General features: G+C 64.2%; 17 protein-coding genes and 1 tRNA gene. 8 read left to right on the forward strand and 10 right to left on the reverse strand.

Going from position 1 to position 18,789, the window contains the following annotated elements:
- Positions 1-130: 130 nt before the first annotated feature.
- Entirely contained in the window at positions 131-3,475 is a 3,345-nt protein-coding gene (locus tag FJ419_RS13460) for a response regulator (protein ID WP_246679200.1), read from the reverse strand.
- A gap of 76 nt (positions 3,476-3,551) precedes the next feature.
- Between FJ419_RS13460 and FJ419_RS13465 the strand changes: the two genes are divergently transcribed.
- The gene (locus FJ419_RS13465) at positions 3,552-4,022 is read left to right on the forward strand and encodes a hypothetical protein (RefSeq protein WP_246679201.1); all 471 of its coding nucleotides are present in this window, start codon (positions 3,552-3,554) and stop codon (positions 4,020-4,022) included.
- A gap of 179 nt (positions 4,023-4,201) precedes the next feature.
- Complete coding sequence (locus FJ419_RS13470; protein WP_140693076.1) at positions 4,202-4,423, forward strand: hypothetical protein; 222 nt, start codon at positions 4,202-4,204, stop codon at positions 4,421-4,423.
- A 151-nt stretch (positions 4,424-4,574) separates the two neighbouring features.
- On the opposite strand, the gene FJ419_RS13475 is transcribed toward FJ419_RS13470, so the two are convergent.
- The 6 genes from FJ419_RS13475 to FJ419_RS13500 all read right to left on the reverse strand — a co-directional run bounded on the left by FJ419_RS13475 (position 4,575) and on the right by FJ419_RS13500 (position 7,874).
- On the reverse strand, positions 4,575-4,934 hold the full coding sequence (locus tag FJ419_RS13475; protein ID WP_181170694.1) for a hypothetical protein: 360 nt from the start codon (positions 4,932-4,934) through the stop codon (positions 4,575-4,577).
- Positions 4,935-5,210: 276 nt separating this feature from the next.
- Positions 5,211-6,065, reverse strand: coding sequence for a glutathione S-transferase family protein (locus tag FJ419_RS13480; protein WP_140693085.1), 855 nt, complete (start codon positions 6,063-6,065; stop codon positions 5,211-5,213).
- A 23-nt stretch (positions 6,066-6,088) separates the two neighbouring features.
- Positions 6,089-6,670 (reverse strand): VOC family protein, encoded by a 582-nt coding sequence (locus tag FJ419_RS13485; protein ID WP_140693089.1) that lies wholly within the window; start codon positions 6,668-6,670, stop codon positions 6,089-6,091.
- A gap of 145 nt (positions 6,671-6,815) precedes the next feature.
- Positions 6,816-6,890, reverse strand: a tRNA-Glu gene (locus FJ419_RS13490).
- Positions 6,891-7,080: 190 nt separating this feature from the next.
- Positions 7,081-7,494 (reverse strand): VOC family protein, encoded by a 414-nt coding sequence (locus tag FJ419_RS13495; RefSeq protein WP_140693093.1) that lies wholly within the window; start codon positions 7,492-7,494, stop codon positions 7,081-7,083.
- Entirely contained in the window at positions 7,491-7,874 is a 384-nt protein-coding gene (locus tag FJ419_RS13500) for a fimbrial protein (RefSeq protein WP_140693096.1), read from the reverse strand. The genes FJ419_RS13495 and FJ419_RS13500 overlap by 4 nt, the downstream gene beginning before the upstream one ends.
- 26 nt (positions 7,875-7,900) lie before the next feature.
- Between FJ419_RS13500 and FJ419_RS13505 the strand changes: the two genes are divergently transcribed.
- On the forward strand, positions 7,901-8,971 hold the full coding sequence (locus FJ419_RS13505) for an RluA family pseudouridine synthase (RefSeq protein WP_140693099.1): 1,071 nt from the start codon (positions 7,901-7,903) through the stop codon (positions 8,969-8,971).
- 215 nt (positions 8,972-9,186) lie between these two features.
- A complete protein-coding gene (gene rpoH, locus FJ419_RS13510; RefSeq protein ID WP_140545121.1) occupies positions 9,187-10,098 on the forward strand; it encodes an RNA polymerase sigma factor RpoH in 912 nt (303 codons plus the stop codon).
- A 272-nt stretch (positions 10,099-10,370) separates the two neighbouring features.
- Here rpoH and FJ419_RS13515 read toward each other — a convergent pair whose 3' ends face one another.
- The 3 genes from FJ419_RS13515 to FJ419_RS13525 all read right to left on the reverse strand — a co-directional run bounded on the left by FJ419_RS13515 (position 10,371) and on the right by FJ419_RS13525 (position 11,855).
- Positions 10,371-11,030 (reverse strand): peroxiredoxin, encoded by a 660-nt coding sequence (locus FJ419_RS13515; protein WP_140633184.1) that lies wholly within the window; start codon positions 11,028-11,030, stop codon positions 10,371-10,373.
- Between the two features lie 182 nt (positions 11,031-11,212).
- Positions 11,213-11,578 carry a cell division protein ZapA gene (locus FJ419_RS13520; RefSeq protein ID WP_095767358.1) on the reverse strand — a complete coding sequence of 122 codons (366 nt, stop codon included), beginning with the start codon at positions 11,576-11,578 and terminating at the stop codon, positions 11,213-11,215.
- 4 nt (positions 11,579-11,582) lie between these two features.
- The gene (locus FJ419_RS13525) at positions 11,583-11,855 is read right to left on the reverse strand and encodes a DUF4164 domain-containing protein (RefSeq protein WP_023763725.1); all 273 of its coding nucleotides are present in this window, start codon (positions 11,853-11,855) and stop codon (positions 11,583-11,585) included.
- A 260-nt stretch (positions 11,856-12,115) separates the two neighbouring features.
- On the opposite strand from FJ419_RS13525, the gene tkt reads away from it, so the two are divergent.
- The 4 genes from tkt to FJ419_RS13545 all read left to right on the forward strand — a co-directional run bounded on the left by tkt (position 12,116) and on the right by FJ419_RS13545 (position 18,782).
- Complete coding sequence (gene tkt, locus FJ419_RS13530; RefSeq protein ID WP_140693102.1) at positions 12,116-14,107, forward strand: transketolase; 1,992 nt, start codon at positions 12,116-12,118, stop codon at positions 14,105-14,107.
- 144 nt (positions 14,108-14,251) lie between these two features.
- Complete coding sequence (gene gap / locus FJ419_RS13535) at positions 14,252-15,262, forward strand: type I glyceraldehyde-3-phosphate dehydrogenase (RefSeq protein ID WP_140545115.1); 1,011 nt, start codon at positions 14,252-14,254, stop codon at positions 15,260-15,262.
- A 272-nt stretch (positions 15,263-15,534) separates the two neighbouring features.
- On the forward strand, positions 15,535-17,424 hold the full coding sequence (locus FJ419_RS13540) for a potassium/proton antiporter (protein ID WP_246679202.1): 1,890 nt from the start codon (positions 15,535-15,537) through the stop codon (positions 17,422-17,424).
- A 161-nt stretch (positions 17,425-17,585) separates the two neighbouring features.
- Complete coding sequence (locus tag FJ419_RS13545) at positions 17,586-18,782, forward strand: phosphoglycerate kinase (RefSeq protein WP_140693105.1); 1,197 nt, start codon at positions 17,586-17,588, stop codon at positions 18,780-18,782.
- Positions 18,783-18,789 lie beyond the last annotated feature (7 nt).

The raw sequence follows: 18,789 nt of genomic DNA on the forward strand, positions 1-18,789 counted from the left end.
GCTCCCGCCCGTAACCGAAGAGCGGAATCAATGTCGCGATTGTCCGAGCTTGGCGCTTGCTTTGGTATGGTGCGATCGCACCATACGCATGCGTCAGCCTCTTGCCGCCGTTCTGCCCGCCAAATTCGTTTTAACCGGCATTGCGCCGGGTCTCGACGTCCGAACCCAGCCAGCGCTCTAGCTTTTCGAGCAGCGCCCGCGGACTGATCGGCTTCGGCAGGTAATCGTCCATGCCGGCTTCGAGGCAGCGTTCGCGGTCGCCCTTCAGCGCATGTGCGGTGACGCCGACGATCGGCACATGCGTGCCCATGTCCTGCTCGAGCCGGCGGATGGCGCCCGTCGCCTCCAGCCCGTTCATTTCCGGCATCGATACATCCATCAGGATCATGCGCGGATTGAGCCTGCCGAAGGCGTCGAGCGCCTTGCGACCGTTGCCGACGATCTCGAAGCGGTAGCCGGTCTCGCCAAGGATCTGGGTGAACACCATCTGGTTCACCTCATTGTCCTCGGCCACGAGGATGTCGAGCTCGCGCTCGGCATCGGCGGGGCGCGGACGCGCCCGCGCCGGCGGCGGTTGCAGCATGGCGCGCTCCGATGCCGCCGTCTGCGCCGGAGCGGCTTGCGGGGGGCTGCCGGTGCCAATGGTGGGTTGCGCCGTCGCGCTGCTGTGGCGGTGGCGCTGGATGGTCGAGACCAGCGTTTCCAGCAGAATGGAGGAGCGCGCCGGTTTGATCAGCTGCGCATCGATGCCGAGGTCGCGATAGGCCGTGCCGGCAAGCGACTGGTCGACCGAGGTCAGCATGATGATGGGCGTATGCGCCAGGCCCGCCGTATTGCGCACGATGCGCGCCATCTCGGCGCCGGTCATGCCGGGCATCTGGTAGTCAAGCACGACGCAGTCGACCGGCACGCCGTAGGCGGCGGCGGCAATCAGCACCTTCAACCCTTCGGCGCCGCTTTCGGCCGCGCAGGAATCGAACGTCCACGACGCCATCTGCTCGCTGAGGATCGAGCGATTGACGGCATTGTCGTCGACGATGAGCACGCGCGCGCCGGTGACGTCGACCGGCATGATGCGCTGACCGCCCTGCTCGGCCTTGGGCAGCATGATCGTGAACCAGAAGGTCGAACCCTTGCCTTCGGCGCTGTCGACACCGATCTCGCCGGCCATCATCTCGACCAGCCGCGAGGTGATGGCAAGGCCAAGCCCGGTGCCCTCATGCCGCCTGGTCGAGGAGGTGTCGACCTGGCTGAATTTTTCGAAAACCTGCTTCAGCTTGTCTTCCGGAATGCCGATGCCGGTATCGGTCACGGAAATGGTAAGCCTCGTTCCCGCGGGAACCCGCTCACCCGTCACGTCGACCAGGACATGACCCTTGTCGGTGAATTTCACCGCGTTGCCGAGCAGGTTGGTGACGATCTGCCTGACACGGCCGACATCGCCGACGAACTGGCCGTCGAGGCCCGGCTGGATGCGAACGATGAGCTCGAGGTCCTTCTCCTTGGCGCGCGTCGACACCAGCGTCGCCACATCCTCGATCGCCTCGGCCAGATTGAAGGGCGCAGGGTCGAGCACCAGCTGGCCGGCATCGATCTTCGAGAAATCGAGGATGTCGTTGATGATGGTGAGCAGCGCGTTGCCGGATTTGACGATGATATCGGTGAACGTCTTCTGCTTCGGATCGAGGTCCGACTTTGCCAGCAGCTCTGCCATACCAAGAACCCCGTTCATCGGCGTGCGGATCTCATGGCTCATATTGGCGAGGAATTCCGACTTGGCCCGGTCGGCAAGCACGGCGCGCCGGCGCGCCTCGCTGAGCTCCGCCTCGCGCTGCTTGAGCTCGGTGATGTCGGTGGTGGAGCCGATGAGATAGAGCGAGCCGTCCGACGCGATCATCGCGCCCTTGCGCGCGAACTGGTGCCTGACGCTGCCGTCCGGCATCGTCACCGTCTCTTCGATCTCCTGCGTCTCGCCGGTGCGCAGCACGGCAAGGTCGCCGGCGACGAAGGCTTCGCCGTCCGCGCCGAAAATCTCGACATCGGTCCTGCCGACAGCTTCTTCCTTGCTGAAGCCGGTGAGATCGCACCAGCCCTTGTTGACGTAGAATTGCCTGAGGTCCGAACGCTTGGCATAGATCGACACCGGCACATTGTCGATGAGGCTGCGGAACACCTCGTTCTCGCTCATGCTCTGCCGCAGCGCCTGCTCGCGCGCCTTGACGTCGGTGATGTCGGTGCTGGAGCCGACCAGATGCACCGACCCGTCGATCGCCACCAGCCGGCTCTTGCGCGTCATCAGCTGGCGCACCGTGCCGTCGCGGTGGGTGACGGCCTCCTCGATCTCGCGTCCCGCGCCGGTGGCCACGACTTCGTTATCGTCATTGCTGAAACCGTCCGCCTCTTGCGCCGCGAAAAGCTCGCGATCGGTCTTGCCGAGCACTTCGTCCTTGGGCAGTCCGGTCAGCGCGCACCAGGCCTTGTTGACGAATTCTATGCTGAGATCGTCGGCCTTGATGAAGGCTGCCACAGGCAGTTCGTCCATCACATGCCGGTAAAGATCGATCTGGCGCATGGAATCGCGCAACGCCTTCTCGCGCGCCTTGATGTCGGTGATATCGACGCGCACGCCGATGAATGTGCCGTCGTCGGTGCGCATGTCATAGACCTGGTACCAGCGGCCGTCGGCGTTGAGGCGTTCGTAGGCCGAGCTCGGCAAACGGTACCGCTTGAGCATGGCGTCAAGCCAGCGCTCGGTGTCGACGCCATACAGGCTGTCGATTCCGGGGTCGCCGCTCGAGCGGAAGTAGCCGACGGAGTGGCCAAGCGCCAACGCCTCGCGGAATGTGCGGCCAGGCTGCCAGGCCGGCTTCAGCGCCGGCAGCGAATCCTGCAGCTTGCGGTTGGCGAAGACGAAGCGGTCGTCGCGATCGTAGATGATGACCCCCGCCGGCAGCGACTCCAGCACGGTGACGAGGTTCTTGCGCGCGTCCTCCGCCTCGGTCTCGCGCTGTTTCATGTCGGTGATGTCAACATAGGAGATTATCCGCTTGCCGCCTGGAAGAGGCGCCAGCGAGGCGATCAGCGTGCGGCCGTCCTTGCGCGGCAACTGCCTTGACCCTGCGCTTCCAGCCCGGATTTCGGCCTCCCGTTCGGCCACATGGCTTTGCCAGGCGCGTTCCTCGGCGCCGAACGGATCGGCATCACGACTGGCTTCCATGAGGTCGCGAAAGCGACTGCCGGCCGGAGCGCGCAGGGGATCGATCTGCCAGAAGTCGTAAAATGCCCGGTTGACCACCTCCGCCCGCAATTCGGCATCGAGAACGATGACGCCGATCGGCATCGAATCGACCATCAGCCTGAGATTGGCAAGCGCTTCCGAGGTCCCGGCCATATCGTGGACGTCGCCGAGAAAGGCCTCGTTGCCGCGCCTGTCCGCCTTGTTGTCCGCCTCGACAGTCCCGTCCGTATCCGCCATTCCTACCCCCAAGGCCGAACTGTGCCGGTCCGTCGGCGGAATGTGCCCGACAAGCATTAACGATCCGCTAACCATAATGATTGCAACCGCCTGCCGCCGGGTGCCGTTGAGCCAGATTCCGACCCTGGCGCCGGCTGCGGTAATCCGCCCGTTGGCGATCATGGCAACAACGCATTATAAGGTGCCTGAGGTGTTGCTAATGTTTGGTCGAATCGCGGCTTTCATCCTGTGCCCGGCGCTGCTTGCGGCGGGCGGTTGCGCGCGCAGCGACGACGGCACGGTGATCGTCCCGAGCCGGATGGACGTCAGGCGTGTCTGGGACAAGGCGCCGCCGGGAACGACCGCGTCGCGGCAGATCGCGTCGGACGTGTTTCCTTTGCCACCGCCGGGCGCGCCGCAAAGCCCGTCGGTCCGGCGCTATTCCAGGTCTCCGGCAAGACCTTCCTATAACCAGAATCTGGCTGATCAGTCTTCGGGCGAGCGGACCCCCCTTACCTGCAGGAATGTCGGCGAAACCGGCAAGCGCTACCGCGTCGTCTGCGAGTAGCTTAGCCTCAATCCGCCGGTCGATGCCGGCTGGATCCACTGCCCGGATGAAGAAAGACAACCCGACAGATTCAGCCTGGCCGCGACCGCGGCGCGATCACGGATCGCTGATGAAACCTTAGCCCGGTGACGGACGTTGTTGGCGTTGATGTGACGCGCGCAGCGCAGAGGAGACTGAAGATGTCCGTTCACTTCACCGTCTCTGGCCTGACCAGAAACCTGATCCATTCGCTTGGGCTGGATCATGAGCATACGCCGAGAGCCCTTACCCCCGAACAAAGCCTTCTGCTGGATTGCTACCTGGCCGGGCAGATCCCGGACTCCGCCTGGAACGATTATGTCTTCGAGATGCCGGAGTTGGAAAAGCACGCCCAGATCAGGCGCGCACGCGGTTTGACCTGAAAGCAGTTTCAGGAGAACTGCGGCACAGCATGTCTCCCGAGAACCTAAAGCGCATGGAGCGAATCTGAAGATCGCGACGCGCTTTAGGCTCGGCGCCTTTGCCGTGCCCTTCCCTCCGGAACTCCGTCGAAAAAAACAGTCAGGCCTCCGCCTACTTCTTCGGCGAGTTGAACTGCAGCGTAAAGACGTTTCCGGCGATGCCTTGCGCCAGCGAGGGCGAAAGGCTGAGCGGCAGACAATCGTTCAGGGCCTTGGTCGCAGCGTCGATATACGCCTTACGCGCCTTGTCGTCGCCGCTGACATGGATAGCGGTTGTTTTCGGCGGCCCGATCAGCGTGCCGTCGCGTTTGAAGCTGAAGCTGAGCGTGACTGAGGAATTGTCGGAATTGGCCGGCGGCGTCCAGCAGGCGAGCAAGGCGGCGCCAACCTCGTTCATACCGTTGAGCGGCGCGGCTTCGGCCGTGATGGCGGCGCTCGCTAGGAGCGCGCTCGCGACCGCGGAAAGTTTCATCATTCTTGTCATCGCCGTCCTCATCGCTTTTTTGCCCGGCTCGCACCTGTCAACCCAAGGTAATGGTAGGATCAATCACGCCGATGACAATAGGATTTCAACCGGTCTGGCACCGGATAAGTCGTATGTCGTGATTGCCGTGGGAGGCGATACAACCGCCGGCAAAGCAAAAGGCCGGCGCTGAGCCGACCTTTCCCTTCTCCTCCGCTTCGCGCCAGTACATCCGTGGTCGCGGCGAGGACTGTGACAGTAGACAGGCCTTGGGTAAACGAAACCTTAAGCCGTGGCCTGCGATTTCACATGCGCGATGTAGCCGCGCACGTCGCCGGCCGGCTCCGCATAGGCCTTGCCGAGCTTCTTCTCCAGCGCCGCCACGTACTCCTTCGCCCATTTGGGCAGCGGGTAGTCGATGACCGCCAGGAATTCCAGCGTCGCGGCCAGCCTTATATCGGCGATCGACGGGTTGTTGCCGCCGATGAACGGTTTGCCGTTGCGAAAGAAAGAGTGAAACACCTCGAGCGGCTCGGCGATCGCGGCCATCGCCGCCTTCTGCGCGTCCGATTTCTTGTCGGGATGGGCATCGCTGTGGCCGACTTCGCCGGCATATTGCGGGAAGCCGAGCGCCGGATAGGTCGCGCGCGCGACATAAGGATAGAGCGTGCCGACCAGATAGAACATGGCGCTGTCGATCATCGCGCGCTTGGCCGGCGCCTTCGGATAGAACTTGTCCAGCCCGTGCTTGTTGGCGAGATACTGCATAATGGCGCAGCTTTCCCACAGCACGCCGCGCGGCAGGCCCTTGTCCTCGATCATCGGCGTCAGATGCGCCGGATTGCGCGCCAGGAATTCGGGCGAACGTGTATGACCCCAGGCATCGGTCTCCGCCGGATCGAGTCCGGCCGCGCGCGCGAACACCCGCACCGTCATGTTGTTGACGCTCGGCCTCAGCATACTGAGTTTTATGCCAGGCTTCTTAGCTGGCTTCGCCATTTTCGAGGTCGCCTTCGCGGCCGCTTTGGCCGCCGCCTTCGCCGATGCCTTGGCGCCCGATTTCGCGGCGGCTTTCACCGCTGCTTTCGGCGCGGCCTTGGCAGCGGGTTTCTTCGCGCTCTTTGTTGCGGCTTTTGCCATTTCATGTCCCTCCCTTTGCTTGCTCAGTACGGATTCTTCGGCGCCCTGTTTTCCGACAGGGTTTCGCGTGACCGCTCGACCAGCGCCTGGATGGCGTCGGCAAGGTGCAATTCGGCGATGTTGTAGTCGCCCCGCGCCACGCGGATCTTGTGCGCCTCCATCAGCACGTCGGCATGGGCGAAGCCGGCCGGCGGGTCGAAACGGTAGGACGCGAGCTCGATCAACAGCCCGAGCGGATCTTCGAAATAGATTGAGTCCATGAAGCCGCGATCCTTGACGCCGCTGTGCTTGATGGCGCGCTCGTCGAGCCGCGCGACAGCCTGCAGGAAGGTAACCCGCGACACCGAGAACGCGATGTGATGGACGCAGCCGATATCGGTCGGAGTCCGCCGCTTGACCGGGACCCGGGTTTCGTCGGTGAACACGGTGATCAGCCGCCCGTCGCCCGGATCGAAGTAGAGATGGCTTTCGCTCGCCTTGTCGAGATTGGGCTGCTCGAAGATGAAAGGCATGCCGAGCACACCCTCCCAGAAGTCGATCGAGGTCTGGCGCCCGGCGCCGACCAGCGTGATGTGATGAACGCCTTGCGACTGCAGCTTCCGCATTGGACTCCTCCCGCCCGCACTTGCGGCAGGCTCTGTGCAAGGGAATGCTAAAGCAACTGCAGGCGCTGCGCCAGAACGGAGGAACAGGCGAACGCCGGATTGATCCCAGCAGGGGATTGGTCTTTCGGTCTACAGGAGAGTTGCTTGGTACGCCCAAGGGGAATCGAACCCCTGTTCCCGCCGTGAGAGGGCGGTGTCCTGACCGCTAGACGATGGGCGCGCTCAAGAACCGGCTACATAGGCTGGCGGCCGCGAAAAAGCAACCGAGCAGATTCCGGAAAAGTGTCGTACGGTTTTCCGACAAGAATTCCGACAAAACAAAAAGCCTAAGCGGAGCATTCATTGGCTTGCCAAACGAGTGCTCCGCTTGGGGTTTCGACCACTTCGCGCGCTTTGCCGGACGTCGCGGGTCAGCCCTGCCGTTTCGGCTCGATCAGGTCCCAGAGATTGCCGTAGAGATCGGCAAAGACCGCCACCGTGCCATAGGTCTCGAAGCGCGGCGCTTCGCGGAACTCGACGCCCTTGGCGAGCATCGCCTGGTGATCGCGGGAAAAATCGTCGGTCTCGAGGAAGAGAAAGACCCGGCCGCCGGTCTGGTTGCCGATGCGGCTTGCCTGCTCTTCGCCGGATGCTTCCGCCAGGAGCAGCTGCGCCCCCATGCCCTTCGCCGGCGCGACGGTGACCCAGCGCTTGCCGCCGCCGAGATCGACATCCTCGATGAGCAGAAAGCCGAGCCGCTCGACATACCAGGCGATCGCCTCGTCGTAATTGGCGACGACGAGCGCGACGGTCGCAATGCTGCGCTGCTCGGCAAAGCCGCTCATTTGTTGCGAACCGCGAATTGGCCGATGATGCGGCGCTCGGCGATGTCGTAGACGAAGATCGAACGGCCGCCATCGGCAAGCTCGGCGTCGATCGACAGGCGGTTGCCGGAGAGCGACTGGCTGATCACCTTGGCGCCGACGGGCAGCACGATGTCGCCCGAGAGCGGCGCACCGGCCGGGGCCTGGACATCGCCGGCGGGCGCCGATCCGGCCACCGGCGCGTTGCGGGCTTTGTAGACAAGCGCCCCGATCACCACCATAAGGGCGAGGAACAGAAGGCCGAGATTGACGATCATGAAGCGGACGAGCTTGCGGCGCACATTCTCGGCCGCGGGGTCGAGCGGCTTTTCCTCATCTTCTTCGGCGATCGGCCGGGCCATGGCTAAACAATCCGCAACGGGTTTCGATGAGCGCTCATAACGAAGAGAGTTCGACATTGATAGGGGAGGAACCGACGGACGACGAGTTGGCCGCAGGCGAAGCCACCGTGCTGAAAGCCGGCGCCGATGCCGCCGGCCAGCGCCTCGACCAGTGGCTTGCCGCCAAGCTCGGTCCGGAGCTCTCGCGCAGCCGCGTCCAGGCGCTGATCAAGCAAGGCGCGGTCTCCGTCGCCGGCAGGAAGGTGCTGGAAGCCAAGCGCAAGCTGACGGTCGGTGAGACGATCGAGGTCCTGGTGCCCGCTCCGGAGCCGGCAGAGCCGCAGGGCGAGGACATTCCCCTCGACATTCTTTACGAGGACGACGAGCTGATCGTCATCAACAAACCGGCGGGACTGGTCGTCCATCCCGGCGCCGGCAACTGGACCGGCACGCTGGTCAACGCGCTGATCCATCACTGCGGCGACAGCCTGTCCGGCATCGGCGGCGTCAGGCGTCCTGGCATCGTCCATCGCCTCGACAAGGAAACCAGCGGCGTCATGGTCGTGGCCAAGACCGACCGCGCCCACAAGGCGCTGTCGGAAGCCTTTGCCGATCATGGCCGCACCGGCGACCTCGAGCGCGCCTATCTGGCGCTGGTCTGGGGCATCCCGCCGCGGCCGGCCGGCACCATCGAGGCTGCCCTGGGCCGCGCAGCCGACCGCGTCCGCCGCGCGGTGGTGCCTGAAAGCCGCGACGACGCCCGCCATGCCGTTACCCATTTCAGCGTCGTCGAACGCTTCGGCGAAGGACAGCAGGCTTTCGCCACGGCAAGCCTGGTCGAATGCCGGCTGGAGACTGGCCGGACCCACCAGATCCGCGTCCACATGGCCCATATCGGGCACCCCGTGATCGGCGACCCGGATTACGGGCAGGCCTTCCGCACCAAGGCCAACCGGCTGCCCGAACCCTTGAAGGCCAAGGTCAACGCCTTTCCGCGGCAGGCCCTGCATGCCTGGCTCCTTGAATTCCGGCATCCGAGCACCCATCTAACGATGAGGTTCGAAGCGCCGATACCGGGAGACATGCAGGAGCTCGTCAGCGACTTCCGAAAACTCTGAACCGACCCGCCACGAACAAGCTGCAAACCAGCCATCAAAAAACCTGACCGGCGTTGTTCACTTTAGCGTGACAGACTGTTTAGCGTTGAACAAATGCCTGTCTTTTCTGGTTTTGTTCCTATATACACAGGTTGTCGCGGATGAGCCTTTGGCATCCGTGACGAATGCCCGCCGCGTTTCGGGGGCATCCACTCCAAAGAGAGAGGGGCGCTATCATGGCCCAATCATTACCCAGTATCGTTTCCGGTGAAGGCGGTCTCGCCCGTTACCTGGAAGAAATCCGCCGCTTTCCGATGCTTCAGCCGCAGGAAGAGTACATGCTCGCAAAGCGTTATGCCGAGCATCAGGACACCACGGCTGCGCACAAGCTCGTCACCAGCCATTTGCGGCTCGTCGCCAAGATCGCCATGGGCTATCGCGGCTACGGCCTGCCGATCGGCGAGGTGATCTCGGAAGGCAATGTCGGCCTCATGCAGGCCGTGAAGAAATTCGAACCGGAGCGTGGTTTCCGGCTCGCCACCTATGCCATGTGGTGGATCAAGGCCTCGATCCAGGAATACATCCTGCGCTCGTGGAGCCTGGTCAAGATGGGCACCACCGCCAATCAGAAGCGTCTGTTCTTCAACCTGCGCAAGGTGAAGGGCAAGATCCAGGCGCTCGACGATGGCGACCTGAAGCCCGACCAGATCGCCGAGATCGCTACCCGCCTCAACGTCTCCGAGGCGGAAGTGGTGTCGATGAACCGCCGCCTGTCGGGCGACGCTTCGCTCAACGCCCCGATCCGGGCCAGCGAAGGCGAATCCGGCGAATGGCAGGACTGGCTGGTCGACGACCACGAGAGCCAGGAAGAGATGCTGATCGAGCAGGACGAGCTGGAAAACCGGCGCTCCATGCTGTCAGGCGCTCTGTCGGTCCTCAACGACCGCGAGCGGCGCATCTTCGAGGCGCGTCGCCTGGCGGAAGAGCCGCTGACACTGGAAGAACTGTCGGCCGAGTTCGACATCAGCCGCGAGCGCGTGCGTCAGATCGAGGTGCGCGCCTTCGAGAAGGTGCAGGACGCGGTCAAGGCCGCCGCCAAGCGCCAGACCCAGGCGCTGCGGACCATCGAGGCGCAGCCGGCGGCGTAAAGCCACCCGCGCACTGAGCAACAACAAAACGGCGACGTCAGATTCTGGCGCCGCCGTTTTTGTTTGGCGAAAGCGGTGGCGCGCCCTTTCTCCCCGTCGCTATACGGGGAGAAATGCCCGGCAGGGCAATGAGGGGCAGCGCCGAGGTTGCAAGGTCATCGTCCACGCAACAATCGCTTCAAAGGGCCGGCGCGCTTATCTTCGAACGCCGCGCCGCCCCTCATCCGCCCTTCGGGCACCTTCTCCCCGTTGAACGGGGAGAAGGAAAGGGCTCAGGCCGTCGGCTGCTTGGTCTTCCTGAGGTAAGGAAGAACCGTCTCATACGCGCCAAAACGCTTGATCGCGTCCTCGTTGGAGACGGCGGCGGTGATGATGACGTCGTCGCCCTGCTTCCAGTTGGCCGGCGTCGCCACCTGGTGCTTGGCCGTCAGCTGGATGGAATCGATGACGCGCAGGATCTCGTCGAAGTTGCGGCCCGTGGTCATCGGATAGGTCAGCGCCAGCTTGATCTTCTTGTCCGGGCCGATGACATAGACCGAGCGCACGGTGGCGTTGTCGGCCGGCGTGCGACCCTCCGAGCTCTCGCCGGCGCCGGCCGGCAGCATTTCATAGAGCTTTGCGACATGGAGGTCCTTATCGCCGATCAGCGGATAGTTCACCGTCTGGCCGGTAGCGGTCTTGATGTCGGCCTGCCACTTTTCGTGGCTCGACACCGGATCGACCGAGATGCCGATGATCTTGACGTTGCGCTTTTTGAAGTCGCCTTCGAGGCCGGCCATGGTGCCGAGCTCGGTGGTGCAGACCGGCGTAAAATTCTTCGGATGGCTGAACAGCACCGCCCAGCCGTCGCCGATCCAGTCGTGGAACTTGATGGTGCCCTGCGTGGTCTCGGCCGTGAAATCCGGCGCGACATCGTTGATACGAAGACTCATGACCTATCCCTACCCTGTTTTGAAACGGTGGCCGGCGCGGCCGGCACGCATTCTAAGCTACCACCATCGCGGCATCGGTCAAACGCCGGGAGCCGTACCCGAGCCCGCTGCAGCCGAATTTTTTTCGCGGGCGCGGCGATCCTCGGCAGGATTCTTCCACTTTTTGCGAGAGGTGGGGCCGCTCAGGCTTTCCTTATCGCGAGCGTCGCCGTGAGGTCTTCCATGCGCTGCGCGAGCGCGCCGAGCGCGGTCGTGAGCACGCTGTCGCTCTTGTCGGCCTTGGTCAGCGCCTCGTCGCGCGTCTTGCGCAGGGTCAGCACTTCGCTCTCCATGCCTTTGACACGCTTGGTGAGCTCCGAGAGCTCGTCCATCACCATGATGCCGGCCATGACGGTGAGTCGCTGGTCGCCGATCTCGCCGAAGGAATCCTTCAGGTGTGAGACATAGCGGTCGAAGCGCTCGGCAAGGTCGATCAGATGCTCTTCCTGGCCTTCGTCGCAGGCCATGCGATACTGTTTGCCGTCGATGGAAACCGTGACCTGTGCCATTGCCTTACCTGTCCAGGACCGCGCGGATGGTTTCCATGGCGGTCACCAGCCGCCGCGACACTTCCTTGTTGGCGTCCTCCAGCCGCTCGGCGCGCGCTTCGGAATTGTCGAGCTCCTGCGCCAGGCGCGAACGGTCGGCGTTCATGCGCTGCACTTCGGCCTCGGCTTCCGAATAATCGCGCTCATGCTCGAGCTTCGCCGCCACGGCGTTTTCCAGCCCTTCCATGGCCTTGCCCAGCCTGGCGATGACTTCCTTGAGGGTCGTTTCCCCGGTCATGGCCTCGTCCTATGCCCTGCCCATCACCGAATCGCACGCGTTCAGAATGCGTTACCTGGGAAAGATTAGGCGCCGGGTGAAGGGCGCGTCAACAAAGCTCTCGCGACTGTCCCCCGCTATCGCTAATGTAGGCGCCGGGTGCCATCACAAGCCCGGCAAAATCCATCCCGATTTGTTGACTAAAAGACCGCGCCTGCTATGTGTCGCGGCATCCTTTTCCAAGGGTTCTCCCCAGGCTCCAACTCACTTCCGGAGGAAGCATGACCTCGCGTGAACAACATGATCGGATGGCCAACGCGATCCGTTTCCTTTCCATGGACGCCGTCGAGAAGGCGAACTCCGGTCACCCCGGCCTGCCCATGGGCTGCGCCGACATCGCCACGGTGCTGTTCAGCCGTTTCCTGAAATTCGACGCCAAGGCGCCGCACTGGGCCGACCGCGACCGCTTCATTCTGTCGGCCGGCCACGGCTCGATGCTGCTCTATTCGCTCCTCTACCTCACCGGCTATGAGGACATGACGATCGACCAGATCAAGAATTTCCGCCAGCTCGGCTCCAAGACCGCCGGCCATCCCGAATACGGCCATGCCGCCGGCATCGAGACCACCACTGGCCCGCTCGGCCAGGGCCTCGCCAATTCGGTCGGCTTCGCGCTCGGCGAGCGCATCATGAACGCCGCCTTCGGCAACGACCTCGTCAACCACTACACCTATGTGCTGGCCGGCGACGGCTGCCTGATGGAAGGCGTCTCCCACGAGGCCATCGCGCTGGCCGGGCACCTGAAGCTCAACAAGCTGATCGTCTTCTGGGACAACAACAACATCTCGATCGACGGTCCGGTCTCGCTGGCCGACAACACCGACCAGGTCGCCCGCTTCCAGGCCTGCGGTTGGAACGCCAGCCACATCGACGGCACCGATCCGGAAGCGATTGCCTATGCCATCGAGGCGGCGCGCCATTCCGACAAGCCGACGATGATCGCCTGCAAGACCACCATCGGCTTCGGCGCCCCGACCAAGGCCGGCACCAACAAGGCGCATGGCTCGCCGCTCGGCGCCGAGGAAATCGCCGGCGCGCGCAAATTCTTCAACTGGGACTCGCCGCCCTTCGAGATTCCGGCCGACATCCTCGACGCCTGGCGCGCCGTCGGCACGGGCGGCGCCAAGGCCCGCGCCGACTGGGAAGGCCGCCTGGCCAAGGCCGAGCCGAAGCTCAAGGCCGAGTTCGAGCGCCGCGTCGCCGGCAAGCTGCCCTCCAACTTCGACGCCGTCATCGCCGACTACAAGAAGAAGCTGTCGGCTGACAAGCCGAAGGTCGCCACCCGCAAGTCGTCGGAGATGGCGCTGGAAGTCATCAACGGCGCGGTGCCGGAAACCATCGGCGGCTCGGCCGACCTCACCGGCTCCAACAACACCAAGACCAGCCAGACCAAGAACATCACGCCCGACGATTATGGCCAGCGCTATGTCCATTACGGCATTCGCGAGCACGGCATGGCGGCGGCGATCAACGGCCTGACCCTGCATGGCGGCCTGATCGCCTATGGCGGCACCTTCCTGTGCTTCTCCGACTACGCCCGCCCGTCGATGCGCCTGGCCTCGCTGATGGGCATCCGCTCGATCTTCGTCATGACGCATGATTCGATCGGCCTCGGCGAGGACGGCCCGACCCACCAGCCGGTCGAGCATCTGGCCGCACTTCGCGCCATCCCGAACCACAATGTCTTCCGCCCGGCCGACGCGGTCGAAACCGCCGAATGCTGGCAGATTGCGCTGGAATCCGAAAAGACACCCTCGACGCTGGCGCTGACCCGCCAGAACCTGCCGACCGTGCGCACGGAGCACTCGGCAACGAACCTCTCCAGCCAGGGCGCTTATGAGCTGGCCGCCGCCGGCGGCGAGGCCGTGGTGACGATCTTCGCCACCGGCTCCGAGGTCGAGATCGCGCTCGGCGCGCGCGACCTGCTGGAAAAGCACGGCCATCCGACCCGCGTCGTCTCTGTGCCCTGCTTCGAGCTGTTCGACCAGCAGAGCGAGGATTACCGCAAGAAGACCATCGGCAACGCCAAGGTGAAGGTCGCGATCGAAGCCGGCATCCGCCAGGGCTGGGATCACCTGATCGGCACCGACGGCATTTTCGTCGGCATGCACGGGTTTGGCGCCTCCGGCTCGATCGAGCAGCTCTATCCGCATTTCGGCATCACCGCCGAGGCCGCGGCCAAGGCGGTCGAAGCCCGCCTGCACGGCAACTAAGAATTGGCTCAGCCCGGCAACGTCGATTGACGCTTTGCCGGGCTGGACCAACCTAATCGATTTAAATGCGACCTTCTGCGGCTGGATTCTTGCGCCTTCCGCCGTTATGACACTGCGGACCCATCCGCCCCAAGGGAGAGAACAATGACCGTCAGAGTTGCCATCAACGGATTTGGCCGCATCGGCCGCAACATCCTGCGCGCCATCCATGAATCCGGCCGCAAGGACATCGACGTGGTCGCCGTCAACGACCTCGGCCCGGTCGAGACCAACGCGCACCTGTTGCGCTATGACAGCGTGCATGGCCGCTTCCCGCATGAGGTGACCGTCGACGGCGACCAGATCTCGGTCGGCAAGGAGAAATTCAAGGTCACCGCGATCAAGGATCCGACCCAGCTGCCCTGGAAGGAGCTCGGCATCGACATCGCGCTCGAATGCACGGGCATCTTCACCGCCCGCGACAAGGCGGCCGCGCACCTGACCGCCGGCGCCAAGCGCGTGCTCGTTTCGGCCCCGGCCGAAGGCGCCGACCTCACCGTCGTCTACGGCATCAACCACGACAAGCTGACCAAGGACCACATCGTCATCTCGAACGCGTCCTGCACCACCAACTGCTTGGCGCCGCTGGCGGCCGTGCTGCACGAGACCGTCGGCATCGAGAAGGGCATGATGACGACGATCCATTCCTATACCGGCGACCAGCCGACGCTGGACACCATGCACAAGGATCTTTACCGCGCCCGCGCCGCGGCGCTGTCGCAGATCCCGACCTCGACGGGTGCCGCCAAGGCGATCGGCCTTGTCCTGCCCGAGCTCAAGGGCAAGCTCGACGGCATTTCGATCCGCGTGCCGACCCCGAACGTCTCGGTTGTCGACTTCAAGTTCATCGCCAAGCGCTCGACCTCCGCGCAGGAAATCAACGAAGCGGTTATCGCCGCGTCCAATGGCAAGCTGAAGGGTGTTCTGTCCGTCACTCATCACCCGAACGTGTCGATCGACTTCAACCACGATCCGCATTCCTCGATCGTGGCGCTCGACCAGACCAAGGTGATGGACGGCAACTTCGTCTCGGTGCTGTCCTGGTACGATAACGAATGGGGCTTCTCGAACCGCATGGGCGACACCGCCGTCGCCTTCGGCAAGACCATCGCCTGATCGCTGCCGTCAATTACAGTTCAAAACGCCCGGCTTCGGCCGGGCGTTTTCGTTTAAGTCTCGGCGGATCCGCGCACCATGGTGACTAGCCGGAACACCAGTCGCGTCGTCATTCCAGAATCCGCGACGGAGCTTCGCTCCTGCTTCGCCCTGGAATGACGAAGTTTGGAAGCGTTGGCCCCAAAAAACATCCTGTTGCCTTGCACTGGTCATGTCTTCGCCCCACTCTCCCGTAAAGCCACAAACAGAGGGATTTGGAGGGGCAATAGCGGATGGAGCATGCGATCTACCTCGTGACGCTGGTCGGCACGGCGCTGATTGTCGCCGCCGCGTTTTCGAGCCTGATCGCCTTCCGCTTCGGCGCTCCTTTGCTGCTGCTCTTCCTCTGCATCGGGCTTGCCACCGGCGTCGACGGCCTCGGCATCGAATTCGACAATGCGCGGCTGGCTTATTTTGCCGGCTCACTGGCCTTGGCCGTCATCCTGTTCGATTCCGGTTTCGGCACGCCGCTCAACGCGCTCAGGCAAGCAGCCGGGCCGGCGCTGTCGCTGGCCACGATCGGCGTTATCCTGACCACAGCCATCTTCAGCGCCGCCGCTTCCTATGTTCTCAAGCTCAGCTGGCTGGAATCTTCCCTGCTCGGCGCCGCCGTCGCCTCCACCGACGCGGCCGCCGTCTTCTTCCTGCTGCGCGCCGGCGAGATCCACCTGCGCGAGCGCGTGCGCGCGACGCTCGAAGTGGAATCCGGCACCAACGACCCGATCGCCATCTTCCTCACCATCACCTTGGTCGAGATCATCGCCGCGCACGCCAACCCGGAAGCCAACGTGCTGGCCACCAACCTTTTGCTCGGCTTTCTCGCCAATATGGGGCTCGGTGCCGTCATCGGCGTGATCGGCGGCTTTGGCATCGTGCGTCTGGTCGAGCGGTTGAATCTCGATCACGGCCTGCTGCCCATCTTCGTGCTGACGCTATCGCTGATGGTGTTCGCGGCGGCCGGCGCCGTCGGCGGCTCGGGCTTCCTCGCCGTCTATCTTGCCGGACTGGTCGCCGGCAATTCCGACATACGCGCCGTCACCATCCTCAAGCGCTTCCAGGACGGCATGTCGTGGCTGGCGCAGATCATCATGTTCCTGATCCTCGGCCTGTTCGCCACACCCTCGCAATTCCCCGAAATCCTTGTGCCGGCGATCCTGCTCGGCCTGTTCCTGATCTTCGTCGCCCGCCCGGTCGCCGTCTGGCTCTGCCTCGTCCCGTTCCGCCTGCCGCGGCCAGAGGTCGCCTTCGTCTCCTGGGTCGGCCTGCGCGGCGCGGTCTCGATCCTGCTCGCCATCACGCCGCTGCTCGGCGGCCTCGAGCATGGCCGGCTGATCTTCAACGCCGCCTTCATCATCGTGCTGGTGTCGCTGGTGGTGCAGGGCTGGACCGTCGGTCCGCTGGCGCGCCGCCTCGGCCTGATCGTGCCGGCCCGTCTTGGGCCGCTGGACAAGGTGGAGCTCGAGCTGCCGGGCTCGGCGCATCATGAGCTGCTCGCCTATCGCGTAGCACCCGGCAGTCCGGTGGCGCGGGGCGAGCGCATCCCGCGCTGGGCGAGGCCCTCGCTGGTGCTGCGCGACGGCCGCTCGATGCGCTTTCAGGACATGGGCCGGCTGGCGGCCGGCGATCAGGTCTACATCTTCGTGCCGGACCGCTACCCGCGCCTGCTCGACAAGCTCTTCGCCAGCCGCGCCGTGGTCGATCCTGAGGATGCCGACTTCTTCGGCGCCTTTGCCGTCGATCCGGCCCGCGCGGCCGCGGAGCTGGAAGCCGCCTATGCCCCCGGCCTGTCCGAGGCCGAGCAGAAGCTCACCGTTGCAGCGCTCGTTACCGAGCGGCTCGGCGGCCGTGCCGAATATGCCGACCGTGTGATGATCGGCCCGATCGAGCTGATCGTGCGCGATGTCGACGAGAAAGGCAGGATCACCGGCCTTGGCCTGTCTTTCGAGCCGACCGCGCCGGTCGCGCGCGTGCCGGTGTTCATGAGCGCCGGCGAGATCGGCGACCGCATCGCGGCGCTGATCCGCAGCTGGCGCAGACCGGCGGCGAAGCAGGCAGCCGACGACGTGCCGGTTGACACGGTGGCGCCCGCAGCGGACGGGCAGAAGGCAACCGGCGAAGGCTGATGTCTCACGGCGACATCATTTTTGCGCGCGCGCCATCGACGCGGCCCTTGCATCGTCTTCCGCGCCGAGTAAGGTCGCCGCGTTTTCGCTAGAGCAATTTCAGGAAAAGTGTGGGCGGTTTTCCCGTCCGGATTGCGTCAAGGCACTAGGAAGGAACGACCATGGCCGGCTTCAAGACACTCGATGATATCGGCGCCGTCAGCGGCAAGCGCGTCTTGGTCCGCGTCGACCTCAACGTTCCCGTCGCCGACGGCAAGGTGACCGACGCCACCCGCATCGAGCGCATTGCGCCTACCATCGCCGAGCTCTCGAAAAAGGGCGCCAAGGTCATCCTGCTTGCGCATTTCGGCCGCCCCAAGGACGGCCCATCGGCCGAATTCTCGCTTGAGCCTATCGCCAGGGCCACGGCTGACGTTCTCGGCCGGCCGGTCGGTTTCGCCGCCGACTGCATCGGCGCAAAGGCCGCGGAAGCCGTCGCGGCGATGAAGGACGGCGACGTCCTGCTGCTCGAGAACACCCGCTTCCACAAGGCCGAGGAGAAAAACGAGCCGGCCTTCACCGAACAGCTCGCCGCTAATGGCGACATCTATGTCAACGACGCCTTTTCCGCCGCGCACCGCGCGCATGCCTCGACCGAAGGCCTCGCGCATCTTCTGCCGGCCTATGCCGGCCGCACCATGCAGGCCGAGCTCGACGCGCTGGAAAAGGGCCTCGGCGATCCGGTACGTCCGGTGGTGGCCATCGTCGGCGGCGCCAAGGTCTCGACCAAGATCGACCTTTTGATGAACCTGGTGAAGAAGGTCGATGCGCTCGTGATCGGCGGCGGCATGGCCAACACCTTTCTTGCCGCGCGCGGCACCGCTGTCGGCAAATCGCTCTGCGAGCATGACCTCGCCGGCACCGCCAAGCAGATCATGATCGAGGCGGCGGAGGCCGGCTGCGCCATCATCCTGCCCGCCGACGGGGTGGTCGCCAAGGAATTCAAGGCGGGTGCACCCAGCGAGATCGTCGCCATCTCGGACGTGCCGGCCGACGGCATGATCCTCGATGTTGGCGCAAAGACCGTGCAGAGCGTCAGCGACTGGATCGACCGCGCCGCGACGCTGGTCTGGAATGGCCCGCTCGGCGCCTTCGAGATCGAGCCCTTCGACCGCGCTACCGTGGCCGCGGCAAAGCATGCCGCTGCCCGCACCAAGCAAGGCAAGCTGGTGTCGGTCGCCGGCGGCGGCGACACGGTGGCCGCGCTCAACCATGCCGGCGTCGCCGGCGATTTCACCTATGTCTCGACCGCCGGCGGCGCGTTCCTCGAATGGATGGAAGGCAAGCCGCTGCCCGGCGTCGAGGTGCTGAAGCGGTAGACATCCG

The organism is Mesorhizobium sp. B2-6-2 (assembly GCF_006440615.1).
Lineage (GTDB): Bacteria > Pseudomonadota > Alphaproteobacteria > Rhizobiales > Rhizobiaceae > Mesorhizobium.